At 37.1% G+C, this 21,762-nt stretch carries 20 protein-coding genes; 12 read left to right on the top strand and 8 right to left on the bottom strand.

Going from position 1 to position 21,762, the window contains the following annotated elements:
- On the bottom strand, positions 1-640 hold a 640-nt coding region (locus tag ACO1O5_RS07590), incomplete at its 3' end, for a sterol desaturase family protein (protein ID WP_486269237.1).
- A 157-nt stretch (positions 641-797) separates the two neighbouring features.
- Here ACO1O5_RS07590 and ACO1O5_RS07585 point away from each other — a divergent pair.
- From ACO1O5_RS07585 to lysS, 3 genes are all read left to right on the top strand, one after another.
- Positions 798-1,805 carry a fumarylacetoacetate hydrolase family protein gene (locus tag ACO1O5_RS07585; protein WP_486269236.1) on the top strand — a complete coding sequence of 336 codons (1,008 nt, stop codon included), beginning with the start codon at positions 798-800 and terminating at the stop codon, positions 1,803-1,805.
- Between the two features lie 6 nt (positions 1,806-1,811).
- A complete protein-coding gene (locus tag ACO1O5_RS07580) occupies positions 1,812-2,699 on the top strand; it encodes a flavin reductase family protein (RefSeq protein WP_486269235.1) in 888 nt (295 codons plus the stop codon).
- Between the two features lie 129 nt (positions 2,700-2,828).
- Positions 2,829-4,385, top strand: a complete 1,557-nt coding sequence (gene lysS, locus ACO1O5_RS07575) for a lysine--tRNA ligase (RefSeq protein WP_486269234.1) — start codon at positions 2,829-2,831, stop codon at positions 4,383-4,385.
- A 4-nt stretch (positions 4,386-4,389) separates the two neighbouring features.
- On the opposite strand, the gene ACO1O5_RS07570 is transcribed toward lysS, so the two are convergent.
- Together ACO1O5_RS07570 and ACO1O5_RS07565 are read right to left on the bottom strand one after the other, a co-directional pair.
- On the bottom strand, positions 4,390-6,150 hold the full coding sequence (locus tag ACO1O5_RS07570; RefSeq protein WP_486269233.1) for an ABC transporter ATP-binding protein: 1,761 nt from the start codon (positions 6,148-6,150) through the stop codon (positions 4,390-4,392).
- An 86-nt stretch (positions 6,151-6,236) separates the two neighbouring features.
- A complete protein-coding gene (locus ACO1O5_RS07565; RefSeq protein ID WP_486269232.1) occupies positions 6,237-8,456 on the bottom strand; it encodes a hypothetical protein in 2,220 nt (739 codons plus the stop codon).
- Between the two features lie 235 nt (positions 8,457-8,691).
- Here ACO1O5_RS07565 and ACO1O5_RS07560 point away from each other — a divergent pair, with 235 nt between their 5' ends.
- Both ACO1O5_RS07560 and ACO1O5_RS07555 read left to right on the top strand, forming a co-directional pair.
- Positions 8,692-9,378 carry a response regulator transcription factor gene (locus ACO1O5_RS07560; RefSeq protein ID WP_486269231.1) on the top strand — a complete coding sequence of 229 codons (687 nt, stop codon included), beginning with the start codon at positions 8,692-8,694 and terminating at the stop codon, positions 9,376-9,378.
- Between the two features lie 128 nt (positions 9,379-9,506).
- Entirely contained in the window at positions 9,507-10,259 is a 753-nt protein-coding gene (locus tag ACO1O5_RS07555; protein WP_486269230.1) for a DUF4197 domain-containing protein, read from the top strand.
- Between the two features lie 100 nt (positions 10,260-10,359).
- Here the strand turns inward: ACO1O5_RS07555 and ACO1O5_RS07550 are convergent, their stop codons facing one another.
- Together ACO1O5_RS07550 and ACO1O5_RS07545 are read right to left on the bottom strand one after the other, a co-directional pair.
- Positions 10,360-10,776: a Fur family transcriptional regulator gene (locus tag ACO1O5_RS07550; RefSeq protein WP_486269229.1), complete on the bottom strand. Its 417-nt coding sequence runs from the start codon at positions 10,774-10,776 to the stop codon at positions 10,360-10,362.
- A gap of 6 nt (positions 10,777-10,782) precedes the next feature.
- Positions 10,783-11,451 (bottom strand): SCO family protein, encoded by a 669-nt coding sequence (locus tag ACO1O5_RS07545; protein ID WP_486269228.1) that lies wholly within the window; start codon positions 11,449-11,451, stop codon positions 10,783-10,785.
- A gap of 87 nt (positions 11,452-11,538) precedes the next feature.
- Here ACO1O5_RS07545 and ACO1O5_RS07540 point away from each other — a divergent pair, with 87 nt between their 5' ends.
- Both ACO1O5_RS07540 and ACO1O5_RS07535 read left to right on the top strand, forming a co-directional pair.
- Entirely contained in the window at positions 11,539-11,970 is a 432-nt protein-coding gene (locus ACO1O5_RS07540) for a MerC domain-containing protein (RefSeq protein WP_486269227.1), read from the top strand.
- 31 nt (positions 11,971-12,001) lie between these two features.
- Positions 12,002-12,427, top strand: a complete 426-nt coding sequence (locus tag ACO1O5_RS07535; RefSeq protein WP_486269226.1) for a YybH family protein — start codon at positions 12,002-12,004, stop codon at positions 12,425-12,427.
- 33 nt (positions 12,428-12,460) lie between these two features.
- Here ACO1O5_RS07535 and ACO1O5_RS07530 read toward each other — a convergent pair whose 3' ends face one another.
- Complete coding sequence (locus ACO1O5_RS07530) at positions 12,461-13,228, bottom strand: glycoside hydrolase family 25 protein (protein ID WP_486269225.1); 768 nt, start codon at positions 13,226-13,228, stop codon at positions 12,461-12,463.
- 42 nt (positions 13,229-13,270) lie between these two features.
- Positions 13,271-15,208: a M1 family metallopeptidase gene (locus ACO1O5_RS07525; RefSeq protein WP_486269224.1), complete on the bottom strand. Its 1,938-nt coding sequence runs from the start codon at positions 15,206-15,208 to the stop codon at positions 13,271-13,273.
- Positions 15,209-15,506: 298 nt separating this feature from the next.
- Here ACO1O5_RS07525 and ACO1O5_RS07520 point away from each other — a divergent pair, with 298 nt between their 5' ends.
- The 4 genes from ACO1O5_RS07520 (at position 15,507) to ACO1O5_RS07505 (ending at position 20,181) form a co-directional block, all read left to right on the top strand.
- Positions 15,507-16,319 (top strand): lytic transglycosylase domain-containing protein, encoded by an 813-nt coding sequence (locus ACO1O5_RS07520; RefSeq protein WP_486269223.1) that lies wholly within the window; start codon positions 15,507-15,509, stop codon positions 16,317-16,319.
- Positions 16,320-16,417: 98 nt separating this feature from the next.
- Positions 16,418-17,389 (top strand): radical SAM/SPASM domain-containing protein, encoded by a 972-nt coding sequence (locus ACO1O5_RS07515; protein WP_486269222.1) that lies wholly within the window; start codon positions 16,418-16,420, stop codon positions 17,387-17,389.
- Between the two features lie 41 nt (positions 17,390-17,430).
- On the top strand, positions 17,431-18,474 hold the full coding sequence (locus tag ACO1O5_RS07510; protein WP_486269221.1) for an AI-2E family transporter: 1,044 nt from the start codon (positions 17,431-17,433) through the stop codon (positions 18,472-18,474).
- A gap of 144 nt (positions 18,475-18,618) precedes the next feature.
- Entirely contained in the window at positions 18,619-20,181 is a 1,563-nt protein-coding gene (locus ACO1O5_RS07505; protein ID WP_486269220.1) for a glycoside hydrolase family 10-like protein, read from the top strand.
- A gap of 62 nt (positions 20,182-20,243) precedes the next feature.
- On the opposite strand, the gene ACO1O5_RS07500 is transcribed toward ACO1O5_RS07505, so the two are convergent.
- Positions 20,244-20,783: a hypothetical protein gene (locus ACO1O5_RS07500; protein WP_486269219.1), complete on the bottom strand. Its 540-nt coding sequence runs from the start codon at positions 20,781-20,783 to the stop codon at positions 20,244-20,246.
- Positions 20,784-20,989: 206 nt separating this feature from the next.
- Between ACO1O5_RS07500 and ACO1O5_RS07495 the strand changes: the two genes are divergently transcribed.
- The coding region (locus ACO1O5_RS07495) for an SDR family oxidoreductase (RefSeq protein ID WP_486269218.1) at positions 20,990-21,762 on the top strand (773 nt) is incomplete at its 3' end.

Below are 21,762 nucleotides of genomic sequence, written 5' to 3'. Positions count from 1 at the left end.
TTACAGCTTCTTTGTCTTCTTTTTCTTTTTTTAAGTCGAACGATGTTCCAAAAACCTTGTCCCATAAATGTGAACTTACACCAAATCCTTTTTCATCATTTTTATAATGATGTAAATGATGATTGCGCCAGATGGGTTTTAACCATTTAAATGGTGGATGCCAGGCGTGAATTGCATAATGCATGCTTGCATAAAGCAGGTATCCAAGCATAAAGCCGGGAAAGAAAATAAATGCATTGTTCAGCATCAAAAGGTAAATCATTAGAAAAAGGACTGAGGATATAATGATGCTTGGTAAAGGTGGCATAAAAAGGCGGGTGCGATCTCTCGGAAATTCATGATGATTACCGTGCAGAATGTAGGCAATTCTTTGCGTTCGTGGATTATCGGTTATTAAGTGAAAAATAAAGCGATGAATCATGTATTCAAAAAATGTCCAGAATAAAATACCTCCCAAAAAAATCAATGCAATTTTTAGGCTTGTGAATCCATAATTTTTCGACGCATAGTATGGTAGATAAATTATTACCGGTAAATAGATGCTCCAAATAACCAGGGGATGTGTTTTTGTAAAAAATTCTAGTGTCTTATTTGAGAATATTTGGGCGTGGCCTTTGTTATGAATTTTTTCAAACTTCATATAGATACTTTCTTTCTACAAAATTAATAAAATAATAAAAATAGTTATTTATAACACGCTACAATTATTGTATATATGCAATTTTATTCCTCATTTATAACATTAAGATTTGAGTGTATAAATCGTTTACCTTGCGGTCTTTAATAAATTTTTACTAATGAAACTAGTTTCTTACTTAAAAGAAGATCACGCACAATTAGCATTTTTAGTTGACGGTATTTTATACGATGCTGACAGGTTACATCCCGACCTGCCAGTATCAATGACGATGTTTTTAAATTATTGGGATTATGTTTTTCCGATAGCTCATTCTATTAACCGTTCTCTTGTTGAAGGAAACAAGAAATTTACAGGTATTGCAGTTGAGGATGTTGAAATTCTTGCACCGGTACCTAACCCAACCAGTTGCCGCGATGCATATGCATTCAGGCAACATGTTGCAGCGGCAAGGAAGAACAGGAGAATGGATATGATACCCGAGTTTGATCAATTCCCTGTATTTTATTTTACAAATCACAACGCCATACAAGGTCCGGGAGAAATTGTATGTATGCCTGATCATTTAAACAAACTTGATTTTGAACTGGAAGTTGCTATTGTAATTTGCAAACCCGGTAAAAATATTAAAGCTGAGGAAGCCGATGAATACATAGGAGGTTATATGATAATGAATGATGTAAGTGCAAGAGAATTGCAATTAGAAGAAATGAAATTAAATCTTGGTCCCGCAAAAGGAAAAGATTTTTCCACCATTATAGGCCCGATGTTAGTTACGCCTGATGATTTGGAAGAATATTTAATTGAGCCAAAAGAAAATCACACTGGTAATGCTTACAACCTCAGCATGAAATGTTGGGTAAATGATGTGCAGGTTAGCGAAGGGAACTTAAGCGACATGGAGTGGACATTTGCTGAAATAATTGAACGTGCAAGCTATGGAGTACAATTGTATCCCGGTGATATTATCGGCAGCGGCACCGTTGGCACAGGTTGTTTTCTCGAATTAAACGGAACCGGGAAATTAAACGATCCTGATTACAAAGAGCAATGGTTGCAGGAGGGAGATAAAGTAGAGATGGAAATTGAAAACCTGGGAAGGTTAGTAAATACCATTGTAAAAGATGAAAGCGATTTTTCGATTCTGGCGCTGAAAAAGAATCTTTAAATAATTATGTATAAAACGATTTTATTAAAAGATATTAAGACACCGGAGGTGCAAAATTTTCTCAACCACGCAGTAGCTCCCAGGCCGATTTGTTTTGCATCCACTATTGCTTCAAATGGGAATATCAACCTCAGCCCTTTTAGTTATTTTAATTTATTCAGTGTTAATCCTCCCATAATTGTTTTTTCACCATCACGAAGAGTAAGAGACAATACAAACAAACACACATTTGAAAATTTACAGGAAGTTCCTGAAGTAGTCGTAAACATTGTGACGTATGATATGGTGCAGCAAGTGAGTCTCAGCAGTTGTGAATATCCGAAAGGAACTGACGAATTTATAAAAGCGGGATTTACAAAAGAACCATCGCAATTAATAAAACCTCCAAGAGTAAAAGAGAGTCCGGTTCAAATGGAATGTAAAGTCATCGAGATAAAGTCCTTAGGTAAAGAAGGAGGTGCCGGAAATCTCGTTATTGCCGAAGTCCTAATGATTCATATTAATGAGAGTATTCTTGATAAGGATGGAAAGATTGATCAGCTAAAACTACATCACGTTGCTCGCCTGGGAGGTAACTGGTACGCAAGAATAAACGAGGAAAATTTATTTAAAGTGGCAAGGCCGCATACATTGCTGGGTATTGGAATTGACAATCTACCTGAATCGATTAAACACAGTACCATACTAACGGGAAATCATCTTGGCCAACTAGCCAATTTGCATGAATTCCCGGTTATTGATCCTTCGTTTGAAGATGAAAAATTGAAAAATATTTTTCAATATTATTCGCTGGATCCGGCAGAGATGGAAAATGAATTGCATTTGTATGCAGCTGAATTGCTTAACGTGGGAAAGGTAGCTGAAGCCTGGCAAGTGCTATTGGCGTTAATGTGAGAGAAAATATCTTAATCCATGAGCGCTGTAAAATATTAGTTGCTTTGTTGATCTCCATGCCAAAAGTTACCTTTGCAAAAAATTACACTTTGTTTGTCGATTTAATGACAAACATTTTTATTTAAAATTATGAGCAGTCAACATCTATCGGAGCAGGAAGTTATCAGGAGAGAAAAATTAAAGGAGCTCGCAAAACTTGGTATTGATGCTTACCCCGCCGAGCTATATCCAGTGAATACAAACGCTGCATTTATAAAGTCGAATTATAAGGAACAGGAGAATAAAAGTGACTTTGCGGATGTATGCATTGCCGGCAGAATAATGGGTATACGCGATATGGGCAAAGCATCGTTTGCAGTGTTGCAGGATTATAGTGGCAAAATTCAAATCTATGTGCGCAAAGACGATATTACTAACGGAGAAGATAAAACGCTCTATGATGTTGTTTGGAAGAAGCTACTCGACATTGGCGATATCATTGGTGTTAAGGGCTTTGTTTTCACGACCAAAACCGGAGAAACTTCCATTCATGTTACATCGCTTACGCTGCTTTCAAAATCTTTGAGGCCATTACCGGTGGTTAAGGAAAAAGATGGTGAAACGTTTGATGAGGTTACTGATGCGGAATTCCGGTATCGTCAACGCTATGCTGATTTGATTGTTAATCCGCATGTGAAAGATACATTTGTGAAGCGAACAAAAATGATCAATGCCATCAGGCAATTTCTTAACGATCGTGGTGCTCTTGAAGTAGACACACCGGTACTTCAAAATATTCCGGGCGGTGCGGCGGCAAGGCCTTTCATTACACATCACAATGCATTAGATGTACCCTTTTACTTGCGCATTGCGAACGAGCTCTTTTTGAAAAGGTTGATCGTTGGTGGCTTTGAATGGGTGTATGAATTCAGCCGGAATTTCCGGAACGAAGGGATGGATCGTACGCATAACCCGGAGTTTACCATACTTGAATTTTATACAGCCTTCAAGGATTATTTTTGGATGATGGAAACAACAGAACAGCTGTTAGAGGCTGCAGCACGAGCCGTCAACGGCAGTGAGAAGGTCATGTCCGGCGAGATTGAAATTAATTTTAAGGCTCCATACAAAAGAATAACCATGTATGATGCTATTAAAGAATATACAGGAATAGACATAAGCGATAAAGATGAAAGCGGTTTAAGAGAGGTTTGCCAACAGTTAGGCATACACGCAGATAAAACAATGGGACGAGGAAAGCTGATTGACGAAATTTTTTCTGAAAAATGTGAGGAGCATTTTACACAACCTACGTTTATAATTGATTATCCTGTAGAAATGAGCCCGCTTACAAAAAAGCACAGGAATAAGCCCGGACTGGTAGAACGTTTTGAATTAATCATTAACGGAAAAGAAATAGCCAATGCCTATAGCGAGCTTAATGACCCTCTGGAGCAAAGAGAGCGCTTTGAGGAACAGGCAAAACTTATGGCACGGGGAGATGAAGAAGCTATGTTTATCGACTATGATTTTTTACGGGCACTCGAATACGGCATGCCTCCTACCTCAGGTATCGGAATTGGAATTGATCGGTTATGTATGTTGTTAACCAACCAATCATCTATTCAGGACGTATTGTTATTCCCTCAAATGAGGCCGGAGAAAGGGTTTGAAACAGCTGACGGGGCAGACGATCAAAATAGCTAATTAGTTACACCAGGTTCTCTTTTTCTTCAAACTGCATTTTATGCAATTTGTAATAATGTCCTTTTAATGCCAACAGTTCGACGTGAGTTCCCATTTCTTTGATTTCTCCTTTATCGAGAACCATTATTTTACTTGCCTTACGAATTGTTGATAAACGATGCGCAATTACGATGGAAGTGCGGCCATTAATTAGGGTGTCAATTGCATGTTGTATCAATAACTCGCTTTCGCTATCTATTGATGAGGTAGCCTCATCCAAAATAAGAATAGCTGGATCGAAGAGCAAAGCCCTGATAAAGGATAATAATTGCCTTTGTCCCAAAGAAAGCGTTGCGCCTCTTTCCATTACATTATAATCATATCCGCCGGGTAATTGCATGATAAATTCATGAACACCTATCATTTTAGCGGCTTCTTCTACCTGTTGTTTTGTTATGGCATGGTTGCGAAGCGTTACATTATCGTACACCGATCCCCCAAATAAAAAAACGTCTTGTAGCACAACGGCAACCCTGCTTCTTAAAAATTCAATATCGTAGTCTTCGATATTTTGATCATCGATCTTTATAGCTCCTTTGTTTATATGATACAGGCGGTTAATAAGGCTGATAATAGAGGTTTTACCGCTACCGGTGTGTCCTACAATCGCAAGGGTTTCTCCTGGCTTTATCAGGAAGGAAATATTCTTTAGAACATATTCTTCATCAATATATGCAAACCAAACTTTTTCAAATTCTACTTTACCGCGCAATTCGATTTGCTTAATGCCGGCGTGTGTTTCCGGCGTTACATCAGTATTGTCTAAAACTTTAAAAACCCGCTCGCTGGCAACCATGCCCATTTGGAGTACATTAAATTTATCGGCTATGACTCTTAGCGGACGGAAAAGCAGGTTAAGATACATGATGAAAGCAATAATTACTCCCGCATTAAAACCATTATTGGCGCCCCACCAAACCAGTAGTCCTGTGGAAAAAGCCAAAACAATTTCTACCACCGGAAAAAAAACAGAATAGGCAAGAATAGCCCTGATATTGGCATTGCGATGTTGTTTATTGATTTCTTTAAACTTTTTAAATTCTTTTTCTTCCACAGCAAAAGCCTGGACTACGCTCATTCCCGTTATGTGTTCCTGTACAAATGCATTTAGTGCCGCTACCGCATTTCTCACTTTAATAAATGACTTATTTACACTTTCCTTAAAAAAATAAGTGGCAACTATTAATATTGGAAATGGAGCAAGACAAACTAATGTTAAACGCCAGTCAACAAAAAACATAAACAGTAAAATCGAAATAATTGAAAGCAAATCTGAGATAATTGGAATAAGTCCGTCAGAAAAGATATCATTTATAGATTCAATGTCGTTGATGGTTCTGGTAGTTAATGTACCAATAGGCGTTTTGTCAAATTGGGAAAGATTAAAACTAAGCACCTTTTTATAAACTTTTACTCTCAGGTCTTTGACGACCGTTTGCCCGAGCCATGAGGTTAAAAAAGCAAAATAAAAACGCATACCGGTTTCAATTAAAAGAATTCCTATTTGGATAACTGTTATAAGAATGAGCCAATAAGTATTTTGGTCTTTGATAAAAACATTAACCGTGTATTGAATTAGAAAAGGCCGAAGTGGTGACACCACAGCAAGCAGTATCGAAAGAAAAATCGATATATATAGTTTCTTTTTATAAGGTTTGGTAAAAGCAAAAACTCTTCTGAGAACACTTAAATCCAGTAGCTTTTTGCGCTTTTTCTCTTCAGGCATTTAACAAATTTAAATGAAAATGGCCTCATCTCAATAGGAGGCCAGCCAGTCGGTTAAGCCCTCATCCGGACGAATTGAACGGGCCCTTATTGCACTACCTCACCACTACGGCTATACGCTTTTATAAACAAAGCGCCCAGGTTTTTTTGAGGAGGAATATAGTCTTCAAAAGTTTCCCGCAATTCTTTCGGGGCTTTATTAAAATAGTTGGTTAGCGCTGCCCACATTTGGCGCCAGTCAATATTGTCTCCGTTTCGGAGTGTATTGTCAAGGGCATCAATAATAGGCTTATTAACATCTTTGGCACCTGTTTGTTTGGTAGAAATAATGTGTGCCTCCGGGGCATTTTTCAATATAGATTTAAGATTTTGATATCCGCCACAGGAACCGAGCATGATAATTTTTGCATTTTCTGAGAGTTGCTGAATTGTATACGGGAGATGATAACTGTGTCCCCTGTGAATAACGATTGACGGATTTAATCCAAGTTTGTCCATATAATCAATCAGGTCTTTTTGTGCATCGGCATCTTTATCGGTTGCATTATCCAATGGTAAATTGGCAAATATCCAAACCGGTTTTCCTTTTATTGATTTTATTTCAATCCACTCTTTCTTGTGGGTAATTTGCCAATCGTTGGATGGGAACGAAGTAAGATAACTGTTGAAGGATTCTTTACCATCTTTATCGCCATAGAAAAATACCTGTTCAATGATGCGGCCGGAGTCATCTGCGAGATATTTATAGTTTACGGTGAAAACCGGAGGGATACCTATTTCTTTTGAAAGGTCAATACCATTTTTTTCATCTGCTGAAAGAAAAATAATTTTCAAAAGATTGTAGATCTTTTTGCCATGTTCGTTATTGTCTTTTATACACCTTTGTTCGTTAGCTTCTACATTACGCAGCATCGATTGTTGCAGCACAGGATTGGTAATACTGCCGTAAGAGTCTGCTACATCCACTGCATCTTCCAATGTTCCTGTTCTTTCAAGGTTCGAAACAAAAGCCTGCATTAAAGTCTCTGATTCACGTGCAGGCATGCTTTTTAAAAATTCATCTAACTTGTTGTAACCAGCTGCAGTCTTAATAAATTTCTTAAAGTGGTCAAAATTTAACGTCATTAACAAAGAATCGCCATGAGGCACAGGTCCCATTTTTTGCATCATACGGTCGAAAGCATATTTATAACTCGAAGTATAAATATCGTTTTCCCCCAATACCATCATATAATACAAATCCTCTGCGCTTAAAGGTTCAATCGCATGGAAGCGAATAGCAGGATTGGGATTTTCATGAAGGTTATTGATAGGGTTTATAAAATGCTGAACGGCTTTTCTTTGCAACATGTCCAACAATCCATCCGAGCCAAGCATGGCAACGGGTGTATCACCGGAGACTAACCTGGGATAATAACTTTCTTCAGTTTTAACCAGCAATTTATAATAACCTACGCTATCATAATTGTTATCTGAAGTGCCTGCAGACTTTGCAATATTTTCCATTGTTTGCCGGCCATTAATAAGATCATCTAAAAAAGGGAAGTAGAAAAGCGCCCGCTGCTGAAGTTTGCTTAGTGCTACGATTGTTTTTATCCTTACATCAGTATTTCTTCTTATTAATTTTCCTTGTGGGCTGCTAACCGCTTGTGCATAAGAATACAATTGGCTGGGACTATAATTAAAAGCCTCAATCACCAGCGAATCTGCAAATGGCTCATGTACATAAGGCCCGATATTGGCTAATATTTTATCAGGATTGTGTTCGCAAAATTTTAGAAACAAAATTTCCTGGCTTTCTTTATAGCCGGCATTTTCATTGAATATATCTGCATTGATCAATCCTACTTCATAAGGAACCTTTTTTATTAGCGGTAGCATGTTTTCGCCCTTAAGATTGGCAAACATGATTTCAGTAAAATTATCTACCAGCAAAGGTGCTAATGAAGGATCAAGTTTGTGAAACCGCCATGCGTTGGTAAATTCCCTTACCAAAGATTCTACGAAGCGCAGGTATCGTATCTTATCGTTATTAGTAGCGAGTTGGGTATTTATCTCAATATCATTCCTCAGCACATTTACTTTTCTAAAAATAGCATCGGTAACCTGCAGGTTTATTTCGGGATTTGAGGAAACTTTTATCAATCCATCAAGATGGCCGTCTGCCATGTCGGCTCTTTTTTGCTCGGCTATAATTTTATCGTGAAATACCCGCCTGTTTAGGGGAATGGTTGTTGTATCACCATTTGCGAGGGTAAAAAGTGGAATAAAAAAAAATGAAACGAAAATGTAAAAAATAAACCTCATAATTTCTTGTGCTAAAGAAGCAAAAATACAACCAATGCCTGCAAATTTATTGCATTGCCTGATTTATAAGAGTTTAGACACCCGCAAAAGGCTGCACAGCATTACGGATTAACCTTTTTTTAGGAAGTTGCTTGCCCTGCGAAGCAATATTCAAAAAAAAAATTAGAAATATTTCAATATTAAAAAATTGTAAACAAGTTCGTCCGGATAATATTTTGATATAGGTTTGCGCATCATGGCACAAGAAAGCAAGCCGAGAACAATTTTAATTGCGGATGACGAACCGGATATACTGGAGATTGTGAGCTTCAATCTGCAGGCGGAGGGGTACGAAGTTATTACTGCAAAAAATGGCAATGAAGCTATTGAGATGGCTAAGATTCATAATCCTGACTTGATCATTCTCGACGTTATGATGCCCGGAAAAACAGGCTTTGAAGTCTGTAAAATTCTACGAACGCTTCCTGCTTTTGAGAATACGATCATTATGTTTTTAACTGCGTTGAATGATGAGAGCACTGAAATAAAAGGTCTTGAAACGGGAGGAGATGACTACATTACCAAGCCAATAAGTCCCAAAGTTTTGGTGACACGGGTGAACACGTTGTTCCGGCGAATTATTAAAGAAACAGGCAGCGTTTTGCAGATAGGCGATCTTATAATTGACCGCGAAAAATATGTTGTTACATCGAATAACGAGGAAATTTTTTTGGCCAGAAAAGAATTTGAATTGCTTGCATTGCTCACGTCAAAACCATCCAAGGTATTTTTACGGAATGAAATTCTGCATAAAGTATGGGGTACTGATGTGATAGTTGGAGACAGAACAATAGATGTTCACATAAGAAAGATAAGACAAAAGCTGGGCGGCGATTGTATTACAACCGTTAAAGGTGTGGGTTACAAATTTCAGATGCAATAATCGTGTTCCTATACTAAAGCTTTCCTAACTCCGTTTTTATAGACACCTTTAAACCTGAATCATACATAATTTTCACATTTGTTTTTTGATTTAAAGGGTAAATTTGATTCAAATTTTAATTTATCTCTATGAAAAAAATTCTTACCTCAACCTTGTTTTTGTTTGCATCCATCGTGTTGTTTGCCCAAAAAGATTCCTCGTCCAACTTAAATGGGATGTTTAAAAAAGCAAGTTCATTATTTGGAAAAAAATCCACGTCTAATAGTTCTTCATCAAGCTTATCAAGTAGTGAAATTGTTTCAGGCTTAAAGGAGGCGCTTTCTCTCGGCGCTCAAAAAAGTGGCGATAAATTATCTGCTGCGGATGGTTTCTTTAAAGATGCGGCTGTAAAAATATTATTGCCACAGCAGGTACGCGATGTTGAAAATAAAATGCGCATGTTAGGTTTTGGTAAGTTGGTAGACAATGCTGAACTAAGCATGAACCGTGCGGCTGAAAGTGCTTCTAAATCCGCAGCGCCTATTTTTCTAAGTGCTATTAAAAAGATGACTGTAACAGACGCATTTAATATTTTAAGAGGAAGCGACACTGCAGCCACCGCATATCTTCGCAAAACAACTTCTCCTGAATTGACTACTGCATTTAAACCTGTGATTGATACTTCTCTTGATAAAACGGATGCTAAAAAATACTGGAAACAGGTTTTCACTACCTATAACAAATTTTCCGGCAAGCCGGTAGATACTGATATCGTAGGTTATGTAACCGGCAAAGCTCTCGATGGATTATTTTACTACGTTGCCCAGGAAGAAGTGAGTATACGAAAAGACCCAGCGGCAAGGGTAACTGATGTTTTGAAAAGTGTGTTTGGTGGGAAATAACATAAACACGACTAGTCAGGGTTCTCTCGATATTGTAACTTTTATTAAAAAGTAATTTGAAACATCGCAAGTCCAATCTGGTTTATCATAAGTAAGTAAGCTATCTGCAATCTCCGCAAACACCCGTTACAACCATTTCTGAATGCTGTGGCTTGAAACCTTTTGGCAGTTTAACTTCCGGTACATCTACTCCATCGAGGCAAATGGTTTTATTACACTCATCGCATATAAAATGAACATGATTATCGTGGTGATGCCCTGGTGCACAATCGTTTTTGCATAACGCATATTTTATAGAATTATCCGTGGTTGGAATAAGGTGAATAATACCTTTCTCTACAAAAGTTTGTAACGTGCGATAAACGGTAACTCTGTCAAAAGATTCGCGGGTATTTTTTTCAATATCAGCATGCGAGAGGGCACCATCCTGTTTAAGAAAAAGTTCGAGAATATTTAAGCGGCTATCGGTTATGCTTAAACGATTTTGTTTTAATATGTCTGCGGTTTTAACTGGCATAAAAAATTAACCGGGATTGTTACTAAATGTCGAATGGTTAAAAATATTTCCATTATAAGGCTCCTTCAACAGTTTTTGAATGTCATCCTGCAATCGTTGCAATTCGTCATCTTTTAATCCATCGTAAATACCTCTTACCCTTCTTTCCTTGTCAACCAATGCAAAAAATTGCGTGTGAATAAACTGATCGTTTATATTTAATGAGTCGTTTTTAGCATTGTCGAGAAGGTAACTTTGCTGCGCCATTCTATATAAAGAATCTTTTGTGCCGGTAACAAAATACCATTTGGCCGCAAAATGAGGATTTTTACCGATCATTTTTTCTTCGTAAGCTTTCAATAAAGGAACCGAATCAGTTTCAGGCATAGAAGAATGAGAAATTACTGCAAAATCACTATCATTTCTGAAGGCTTCAAAAATGGTAGCAAGATTGGCATTCATCTTGGGGCAGATACCTTTGCAGGTGGTAAAAAAATAATCAGCTACGTAAACTTTGCCATCTACGTTGTGTTCAGTAACTGCATTTCCATCCTGGCCGGTAAACGAAAAATCCTGCACATAATTCATTACCGGCAATTTTACCTTGTAGTAATCTGTTCCAGAAAAAAGAAATAAGAAGAAAGCAGTTATCAGTACAATGAAGAAGCCTGAATAAAAAAATATTTTCTTTTTCATAAGTTAAAAAGGTAGCATTTTTTGCGGCATACCATGTTTAATAAAATGTAAAATTGCTGCAGTGGATAAAAAAGGGAATTTTATTTTATGCATCGTTGTTGCAAATATACTATTTTTGTAGTTATGTTCAATTTTCTAAAGAGAATTAATTGGGATTTGATGGGTGTGATAACTTCAGTAGCTTGTGCTATTCATTGTGCCATTCTTCCTTTGATTTTAACATCACTTCCTTTATTTGGCATAAATATTATACACAATCTTTTTTTTGAATGGACTATGATTGGCATTGCGTTTATCGTTGGATGCTATGCTTTATCGCACGGCTACAAAAGCCATCACAGGAACTTGAAGCCTTTATTGATATTTAGCGCAGGCTTTATTTTTTTAATTCTGAAACAAATTTTCTTCAAATACGAATTTGTTTTTTTAGCTCCTGCTGTTTGCCTCATATTATATGCTCATCTTTTAAATTTTCGTTTCATAGCTCAATTTAAAACTGCTGACACGCACATTCATTAACCGGATTATTATTTATCTTGTTAATAAAAGAATGAAAGAATTATTCATCGGTTTATTTATTATTTTCTCCTCCATTATTTCCCATGCTCAAAGTATGGATGAATTGGCTATTCGACACATATTAGATAAACAAGTAACCGCCTGGAATGCAGGAAATATTGATGAATTCATGAAAACCTATTGGCAAAATGATTCACTAATATTTATAGGAAAATCAGGAGTAACCTATGGATGGAAGTCAACATTCGAAAATTATAAAAAACATTATCCGGACACTGCCGCAATGGGACAACTAGCTTTTAAAATATTGGAATTAAAGCCGCTTTCTTCCGAAGTCTATTTTGTTATAGGTAAATGGCACTTGCAGCGAACAATAGGAAATATAGGAGGATATTTTACTTTATTATTTAGAAAAATTAATGGGAAATGGTTACTTGTAGCTGATCACAGCAGTTAACTTTTGGTTGCATGCAATTTCGCAAGCAGGTATTTATTGAATAAGAAAATTCTTAAAATCTGTGCTATCTCCGGAAAAAACATTAAAATCGACAGGCGCTTTAATGCCATTAACCCGACCATTTTCGCTATGTTGCCAAAACATCCATTTGTGGTCAATTCTGGGTTTTACGGGTTGTAGATAATGGGCTATCCAAACAGGGTAGTTATCAAAATCATTTTGAAGATACCGGTTGTAAAAATCAATATTGGTATAGATTATGGGCTGAACACCATAATATTTTTGCACTACTGCAATCCAATCAGCTACTTCTTTTTTTATTTCATTTGCTGAAACACCAAATGATTTTTCGATATCTATCACCGGTGGAAGATCCCCTTTTTTTAAATCTACTATTTCTATAAAATTAGCGGCCTGTCTTCTTCCATTTTTGCCCGCAATAAAAAAATGATATGCCCCTTTGCAAATGTTTTGTTCTTCTGCTTTAAGCCAATTGCGCCTGAATTGGTTGTCAACGTTGCCTACGCCTTCTGTCGCTTTAATAAAAGCAAAACCGATTTTAATTCCGTCGGCATTCATTTCACTAACTTCTTTCCAGTTAATGACACTTTGATACTTACTTACGTCAATGCCATGAATTTTATATCCACCGGGAATAGAAATTTGAAAGTCGGGGTAAAAGACATCTGACGACTGCATAAAATAATTAACAATATAATATGCCCCAACAAAAGCAAATGCCAGCCAAAAAATTATTTTTAAAAAATATTTAGAAGAAGATCGTTTCTTTTTTCTTGCCACAGGGTTATCTTAATAATTCAGTGCAATAATATGCTTCTGAAATTATTGTTTCAAAATCTTTTTTACATATCTAAAACCGTCGCTTGTTTGCAGTTTAATTATGTAAATTCCCTTAGAGAATGATTGCGTATTTATCGTTGTATAAAGTGATCCATTCAACAAAATATTTTCATTGAATACAAGGCTTCCTTTCGCATCATAAATTTGCACATAAGCTTTTTGGGCGGTAAAATTATGGAGGTACAAATTAAAGCTATTTAGAAATGGATTCGGAAATACCTGTACAACATTATCTCCCGTTATGTTGTCACTTATTTTTTCAGAATTATTGTTTTTTGTTATTAGCCAGTAATCAGGATCTATAATAACTGTATCAGCAATAAAGCCAATGTCATTAAAAAATACCTGGCCATTAAATGTATTATTAACAACAATAGTTTTTTGCTGGGTTGCATTTTTAAATTCTAATGCAACAGGCAGCGGAAAAAATGTAACCGAAGGATGCGATGTTGTTTGGCTCATGTGTATTTTTACATAGTCATTGCCAATTTGTGTCCATTGCACGTTGTAAGAAGGATAGCCTTGCCCATAAAACCAATCATCAAAAAATTCTTTCAAATCTATGCCACTTGCAGCTTCCATATTTCTTATAAAATCTTTGGTTATTGCAAAGCCGAATGCTATGGTGGAATCATAAAAATACCGGCGCATTCCTTTAATAAAAACGCTGTCGCCCAATTTCCAGCGCAACATATATAAAAGATGAGATCCCTTGGTATAACTGAGCCTTCCATCAAAAATTCGATTTACATTAGTCGTATCATCAACCCAAACGGAGCCGCCGGGAAGCGAAGTAATATTTTCAATCTCGCTTTTCCGCGTGGCTAACACGGCCTGTGGGAATCTAACTTCAAAATCCATAATAGCAAGGTGAGTTGCAAAACCTTCGTTTAACCAAATATCCCTCCAACTACCACAAGTTATCTTATCTCCAAACCATTGATGTGCCAGTTCGTGGGCCATCAGGTTTTCGTTGGGAGTTACAATAAATGTTGATGTTTGATGCTCCTGTCCGCCGCCCCAACCAAACTGTACATGTCCATATTTTTCTTTAATAAATGGATAATTGCCAAAAACACTGCTATAGTATTTGAGAGCGGCTAGTACCTTAGGTGTGTTCTCCTGGAATAAAGAAAGGCTCTCGGGATAACAAAAAGTCTGCATGGGTAAACTAATATCTCCTAACTGCACACTATCGTCAAACTCTGAATAGTTGGATACTGCCATACATATTAAATAAGTGGCTATTGGATAACGATGTTTCCAATGCGTAATTTTATTAAGGCCATTTATAATCTCGCTTTGCCGCAGCCCATTAGATGCTGCGGTATACTGGGAAGGATTTGTTATAATAACATCAATTGAGTCAGCTTTATCGTCAAGTCCATTCCTGCACGGCCACCAGTCTCTGCTGCCGTAAGGTTCACTTAAGGTCCATAAAATCGGCGTTCCAGCATGTTGCGACGTAACAAATGACCCAAATCCATCATTGGGCGGTATACCCTGGTAATAAATGCTGAGAGAGTCCATGTCACCAATAGCTATTGTTGATCCTAAATATATGGTCAGTGTATTGTTCGAATGAATAAAAGATAGCTTGCCATTGATGTCCTTAATGCTGTCAACTATTAGGCTATCTGTTAAATCAAAAGAAATACTATCGGTGCCGACGGTAATTTTAAAATAAGATGTAACCTTTCCTCTTATATATCGCACGGCAGGATCTACATTCCACTCACACCTATAATAGGTTACTTCAAAGTTTAAAAAGGCTTTGGAGGTTTTTTCGGTATTTTCAATACTTGCGAAAGTTTCTTTCTCAGTGTCAATAATTTTATTTTGTGATTTTAAATAATCTTGAGACGATTGACCATAAGCAATTGATATAAAAGCAACTATAAATAAAAAAATTATTTTCATTTTGATTTCTTTAACGATTTTTTACCCTCAAACCTTGCATCTCTAACTTTTCGGTATTACTTTTGCATAACCTGCCACAAAAAGGTACTGATTATATTCATTCCATTAAGACATAATTTGCTATCCTCTTTTTTAATTGCGTGTATTGGCGTAGTTATTAACCTTGAAAAATCTGGTGACTGATCCAAAATCAAGTTTTTAATTTCAGATTCGAGATTGAAAATTTAATATGGAAAACTCATGTTGGAAACAAAATCCTGCTAACATCAGGGTCATCAGTACAATTAAAAAAATTAGGATGAAATCGATTCAATCAAAAAGTTTATTAACGTTAATTATAATATTTTTTATAATTGGCTTTACTACATCTGCGAAATCAATTATTGATTCACCCGGTTACAGCACTCTTAACGCTGAAATTTCCACTGAACCAACCACAGAAATCAATCCGCTTTCAGTGGTATATCCTGTTAGCTTGCAGGGATACAGAATGCAAACTAAAGAATACATAAAGGCTTTTAGTAAGAAAAAACGCGAATACATTATCTATATTTTCGAAAAAGGTCAAAAATTTTTCCCCAAAGCAATAAATATATTAGATAAACATGGCCTTCCATTAGAGTTGGAAATGATACCCGCATTGGAATCGCAATTTAACGCCAATGCTGTTTCTTCAGCAGGCGCAGTAGGTTATTATCAATTTATGAGCGAACTCGCAGGAGAATATGGGTTACATGTAAAAGGTAAATATGATGATCGCAAAAATTTTACAAAATCCAGTATTGCCGCTGCTAAATTTTTCAAAGACCAACTTGATTATTTCAACAATGACCTGTTGTTGTCAGTAGCGTCTTATAATTGTGGCCCGGGCAGGGTAAGACTTGCAATTAAAAAGTCGGGAGAGGCGAATGCAACTTTTTGGGATATCAAAAGTTATCTTCCTTTTGAAACCAGGAAATTCGTGATGGACTTTATCGCATTTAATGTAATAGCCGCTAATTACGATAAATTTCTAAATAATAGGCTTGATTTTAATGAACCGCCGTTAATACAAATTGCGGCAGCGGATTCGGCCCTTGATGCCGATTCGCTAACGGTAAAAGCACTATAATTTCGTTCTCATTATTGTTGATATATCTTTGCGCATCAATGCCCCGGATAAACTTTAATGATAGCGTCAATTTTTTTCGGAAAATTACTTTTCGCAGATTGTGGAATGCAACCAAAGTACTTTCAAGCTTTTATGTTAGTCGCATAACCGCTAAACCAGTACAATGGGGATTGCCCATCTCTGTTTCATTCGAGCCAACTACTTCGTGTAATCTTCGCTGTCCCGAATGCCCCAGTGGCCTTCGGGCTTTCACCAGGCCGACTGGTATGCTTGAAAATAGCTTTTTCAGGCAAACAATTGATGATATTTATAAAGACATTGTTTACCTCATTTTTTATTTTCAGGGAGAACCCTATTTAAACCGCAATTTTTTAGATATGGTTAAATATGCTTCCGGTAAAAGAATATATACAGCCACCTCTACCAATGCCCATTACCTAACGGACGAGGTTGCCCGAAAAACGGTAGAGAGCGGATTAGACCGGCTTATAATATCTATCGACGGAACAACCCAGGAAGTATATAAGCAATACCGTATTGGCGGCAATCTTGATAAAGTGATTGAAGGTGCTAAAAATATTGTGAAATGGAAAAAAGAGCTTAAAAGTAAAACTCCATTTGTTTTTTTCCAATTTTTGGTAGTGAAACCAAATGAACACCAGGTAGAGGAAATAAAAAAGCTGGCAGCCGAAGTTGGCGTTGACGAAGTACGTTTTAAAACAGCGCAAGTATACGATTACGAGAATGATCCTAACCAACTGATACCCGTAAACGAAAAGTATAGCCGATATAGGAAAAATAAAGAAGGTAAATATATTGCCAAAAATAAATTAGCCAATCACTGCTGGAAACTGTGGCAGGCTAATGTAATTACATGGGACGGGCTCGTGGTACCATGCTGCTTTGATAAAGACGCCTCTCACCAGCTCGGAGACTTGAAAAACAAATCTTTTAAAGAAATCTGGCATAACGATAATTACAAACAATTTCGACGAGAATTGATGACCAGTCGAAAAAATATTGATATCTGCGCCAATTGCAGCGAAGGCGTATCCGTCTGGAAAGATTAAGTAACTTACTTTCAACAAATATTTATTGTTAGTTTTATCCTATGAATATAGGCTTCAACGAACGTTTGCGGCAAGTAATTTTATTGGCACTCATCATTCTTATTGGGGTGCTTATGCTGAAGCATTTTTATGTTTTTCTTCCTGGAGTCTTGGGCGCAATAACGTTGTATATCTTAAGCAGGAAATCCTATTTCAAACTTACTGAAAAAAAGAGATGGCGGCCTGGCTGGACGGCGTTGCTTTTTATACTTGCCTACGCGATTATCATTTGTTTGCCGGTATATCTTGCGGTTGTTCTGATAACTCCCAAACTCATTGCGTTGTTTAATAATCCGGTTCAGTTACTCATTGCCGTGAAAAGTTTTTCGAAGAGTATACAGGATGCTACCGGTATGGAAGTTTTCAACAGCAACACTTTTAAATCCGCCACCCAAAAGCTTGCAGCGAACCTTCCACTATTGCTTACGGGTACTGCTAATTTTCTTACCAATTTATTACTTATGTTTTTTGTGTTGTACTATATGCTGGTGCATGGTGTTGCAATGGAAAAATACATGAACGATTTTATTCCATTAAAAGAAAAAAATCGCGATGTCTTAGGTTCGGAAACTAACGTAATGATAAAAGCAAATGCCATCGGCATTCCGCTGCTTGCTATTATACAGGGTTTAGCAGGAATGTTGGGGTATGCTATTTTTGGTGTAGGAGAATTTGGCCTTTGGGGATTTCTTACTGGTGTAGCCTCATTAATACCTATCGTAGGCACAGGCCTCATTTGGGTGCCGCTTACAGTGTATCTTTTTGCAATTGATCACGTATGGCAGGGCGTTGGCCTTGGCGTCTATTCGCTGGTTATCCTCACTAACATTGACTATGTCGCCCGTATAACGGTGCTTCGCAAAATAGGCAACGTGCATCCGATCATTACTATTTTTGGGGTTATAATTGGTTTAAGCATGTTCGGATTTTTGGGATTGGTATTTGGACCATTGCTTATAACTTATTTTATTGTTTTGATAAGAATATATCGCAATGAATTCAACGATGAACCCATATCACCTCTTCTTCAAGAGGAGAATGAATAGGCTTTTTATTGTTTGGCTTAAAAAACTTTTCGAAAGAATCATCTTATTATTTTCACAATTCTTGTTAAACGCAGTAAATAAAAACGTTGCAAATCAATTATAATAAATGGTTTGCGTAAATTAGCCATTTTCAATCAGCGATTTATGAAGAGATACCTCTGCTGCCTTTCTACAGCATTTGTTTTTATATTAACTCAAAAAATAGTTGCCCAACCCAAGTACGAGTTTCGTGGTGTATGGGTTGCTACCGTTGACAACATAGATTTTCCCTCTACAAAGTTTCTTAGTACCGAAAGCCAAAAAGCAGAATTCATCAGCCTGCTTGACATGCATAAGAGGAATGGAATGAATGCTGTTGTTGTTCAGATACGACCTGCTGCAGATGCATTTTATCCTTCTCAATACGAACCCTGGAGCGAATGGCTTACAGGAACACAGGGAAAGCCACCATCCCCATATTATGATCCACTCGAGTTCATGATAACGGAAACGCATAAACGAGGAATGGAATTTCACGCCTGGATGAATCCATACAGGGCGGTGTTCAATATAACCAAATCATCTATTTCTCCTACCCATATAACCAAAATTCATCCTGAGTGGTTTATAACTTATGGTGGCGTTAAATATTTTGATCCGGGTAATAAAGAAGTTCAGCAATATGTAACTAATATAGTAAAAGACGTAGTGAGTCGCTATGATATTGATGCTATTCACTTCGACGATTATTTTTATCCATACCGAATTGCGGGGAGGGAATTTGAAGATACTGCTACCTTTAGAAAATATGGAAATGGAATGGACAGGGATACATGGCGCCGCAGTAACGTTGATTCAATTATTGTAATGCTTGGCAGAACAATTAAGAAAGAAAATCCCTTTTGCAAATTTGGCATCAGCCCCTTTGGCGTATGGCGCAATATTGACAAGGATCCTGAGGGAAGTAATACTAAAGCGGGGCAAACCAACTACGACGATCTTTATGCAGATATCTTGTTATGGTTAAAAATGAAATGGATTGATTATGTGGTTCCTCAATTGTATTGGGAATTTGGACAAAAGGCAGTTGGTTTTGAAACGCTGATCGACTGGTGGGCGAGACATTCCTATGGCCGGCAATTATATATCGGGCATGGCATATACAGAACCATGGAATCAAGGTCTTACGCCTGGAAAAATAAGAATGAATTGCCCAATCAAATAAAGAAGCTGAGAGAATATCCACAAGTACAGGGAAGCGTTTTTTTTAGCAGCAGCACCTTTAGCAGCAATCCTAATGGATGGAGCGATAGTCTTAGAAATAATTACTATAAATATCCCGCCATAGTTCCTCCTATGAGTTGGATAGATTCAGTAAAACCTGCACAACCCGAAATAGTATTGGACAACACTAAGCCGTCAATTTATGATTATTCAGTAGATCTTTATTTAAGGGAGGATACTACGGATAACAGGATCAATCGCTATGTGATTTACAGTTTTACCGACACAACGAAGATGGACGACTCTGATCCAAAAAACATTGTTGAGATTATTGAATCCGGTGACAACTATTACAAATTCAATCTGCAGAATATTTCTCCTCAACAGGATAAAATTGTAATAGGGGTTACTTCATTAACAAATACTAATAATGAAAGTAACCTGACACGCTATTTATATCTCCAGCGAATGTCTAACGGATGGCACGTTATTTCGAATGGGTAATAGAACTAAAACAGAACAAATATGTTTTACCTGCGGGAAAACTAAAATGTGGGATCAACTATTTATTTCAGGTTATTAATAATAGTTTGTTGGGTAGACGATATTTTTTTCATCGCATAATTTACTTCCTGGGCCATATCGCTCTTGCGGTCCATAATCATCTGCAACTTTAAATTTTGAATTTCATCTATATCATCCTTCCTTTTATTTTGGTTGTTATCCGTTCTTTCGGAATATGAAGTTGTTTGTTTTTTTTGATCATTGCTTCTGCTTATTTCAAGTACCATTTTTTTTAAATTCGCATCAGCCTCCCTTGAAGCTTGCACCATTATTAAAACAATTATTCCTTCTATATCGTTATTACTCATACCTTTCAATGCAGTATTTGCTTTCAAATCACGGGTTAGGCTGTCCGCATTAATTTTGCAGTTTTCAATAGCTCTGGCTTTACGTAAAACAATATTTCTTACTGGCGTGCGGAGAAGTGGCATTGATTTGTTGTAAAAAGCGTTGGCTTCAGGAGGTATTACTTTTGAAACCTGGCCAGAAATGCTCTTTGAATAAAATACAATGCAGAGTGCAAAAAATAATAAGTTTTTCATAAGCAATCAATTTCTTATAAATAAATTATTGTTTTTGAATCAGGCCGGAAATAAATACAACGAATAAATTCCCAAAAAATTGGGTAAATATTATTTACTTATAAACATTTGTAATTGTAAAGTAATAATTCTCTTTCTGCCGCAACTACTTAATTTGGCATGGTAATTTAGCTAAATGTGTTACATGCTTAAAAACAAAAAGAAATATGAATAGTAATCCTAAACTTAAAGGACAAAGTGCACTGGTAACAGGTGCTAATAGTGGAATCGGGCTGGCGGTGGCGATAGCACTTGCCAACGAAGGCGCAAATGTAGTAGTGAATTATGTTACCCATCCTGAAGCTGCCGATGATGTTGTTAAACAAATTGAAACTAATGGTGGCAATGCGATTGCCATAAAAGCAGATGTGAGTAAAGAGGATGAGGTACAAACAATGTTTCAACAGATGTTCGATAAATATGGCACTATTGATATACTGGTAAACAACGCAGGATTGCAGCGGGATTCTCCTCTTGAAAGCATGACGTTGGCAGACTGGCAATTAGTAATTAGCGTAAACTTAACCGGTCAATTTTTATGTACCCGTGAGGCTGTAAAAGAATTTTTAAGAAGGGGTATTGTGAAAGAAAGAAGTTGCGCAGCGGGCAAAGTAATTTGTATGAGTAGTGTTCATGAGATAATTCCCTGGGCCGGCCACGTAAACTATGCAGCTAGTAAAGGCGGCATTAACATGATGATGAAAAGCATGGCGCAGGAACTGGCGCCAAAGAAAATAAGGGTTAACGCTATTGGTCCCGGAGCCATACAGACTCCAATAAATAAGCCTGCATGGGATACCCCGGAAGCTTTAAATAGTTTGCTTACTCTAATTCCATATGGGCGCATCGGTCAGCCGGAAGATATAGGCAAAGCCGCCGTTTGGCTTGCCAGCGACGAATCAGATTATGTTAATGGCACTACTTTATTTGTCGATGGAGG

The sequence above is a fragment of the Ginsengibacter sp. genome (assembly GCF_057362405.1).
Note: the sequence above shows the minus strand (reverse complement) of the source record. Positions and strands in the feature narration are given on the sequence as shown.

What these genes read in the sequence shown, in the direction of transcription:
- ACO1O5_RS07585 (WP_486269236.1), top strand. Translation starts at nt 798, where the DNA reads ATGAAACTAGTTTCTTACTTAAAAGAAGATCACGCACAATTAGCATTT.
- ACO1O5_RS07580 (WP_486269235.1), top strand. Translation starts at nt 1,812, where the DNA reads ATGTATAAAACGATTTTATTAAAAGATATTAAGACACCGGAGGTGCAA.
- lysS (WP_486269234.1), top strand. Translation starts at nt 2,829, where the DNA reads ATGAGCAGTCAACATCTATCGGAGCAGGAAGTTATCAGGAGAGAAAAA.
- ACO1O5_RS07570 (WP_486269233.1), bottom strand. Translation starts at nt 6,150, where the DNA reads ATGCCTGAAGAGAAAAAGCGCAAAAAGCTACTGGATTTAAGTGTTCTC.
- ACO1O5_RS07565 (WP_486269232.1), bottom strand. Translation starts at nt 8,456, where the DNA reads ATGAGGTTTATTTTTTACATTTTCGTTTCATTTTTTTTTATTCCACTT.
- ACO1O5_RS07560 (WP_486269231.1), top strand. Translation starts at nt 8,692, where the DNA reads ATGGCACAAGAAAGCAAGCCGAGAACAATTTTAATTGCGGATGACGAA.
- ACO1O5_RS07555 (WP_486269230.1), top strand. Translation starts at nt 9,507, where the DNA reads ATGAAAAAAATTCTTACCTCAACCTTGTTTTTGTTTGCATCCATCGTG.
- ACO1O5_RS07550 (WP_486269229.1), bottom strand. Translation starts at nt 10,776, where the DNA reads ATGCCAGTTAAAACCGCAGACATATTAAAACAAAATCGTTTAAGCATA.
- ACO1O5_RS07545 (WP_486269228.1), bottom strand. Translation starts at nt 11,451, where the DNA reads ATGAAAAAGAAAATATTTTTTTATTCAGGCTTCTTCATTGTACTGATA.
- ACO1O5_RS07540 (WP_486269227.1), top strand. Translation starts at nt 11,539, where the DNA reads ATGCATCGTTGTTGCAAATATACTATTTTTGTAGTTATGTTCAATTTT.
- ACO1O5_RS07535 (WP_486269226.1), top strand. Translation starts at nt 12,002, where the DNA reads ATGAAAGAATTATTCATCGGTTTATTTATTATTTTCTCCTCCATTATT.
- ACO1O5_RS07525 (WP_486269224.1), bottom strand. Translation starts at nt 15,208, where the DNA reads ATGAAAATAATTTTTTTATTTATAGTTGCTTTTATATCAATTGCTTAT.
- ACO1O5_RS07520 (WP_486269223.1), top strand. Translation starts at nt 15,507, where the DNA reads ATGAAATCGATTCAATCAAAAAGTTTATTAACGTTAATTATAATATTT.
- ACO1O5_RS07510 (WP_486269221.1), top strand. Translation starts at nt 17,431, where the DNA reads ATGAATATAGGCTTCAACGAACGTTTGCGGCAAGTAATTTTATTGGCA.
- ACO1O5_RS07505 (WP_486269220.1), top strand. Translation starts at nt 18,619, where the DNA reads ATGAAGAGATACCTCTGCTGCCTTTCTACAGCATTTGTTTTTATATTA.
- ACO1O5_RS07500 (WP_486269219.1), bottom strand. Translation starts at nt 20,783, where the DNA reads ATGAAAAACTTATTATTTTTTGCACTCTGCATTGTATTTTATTCAAAG.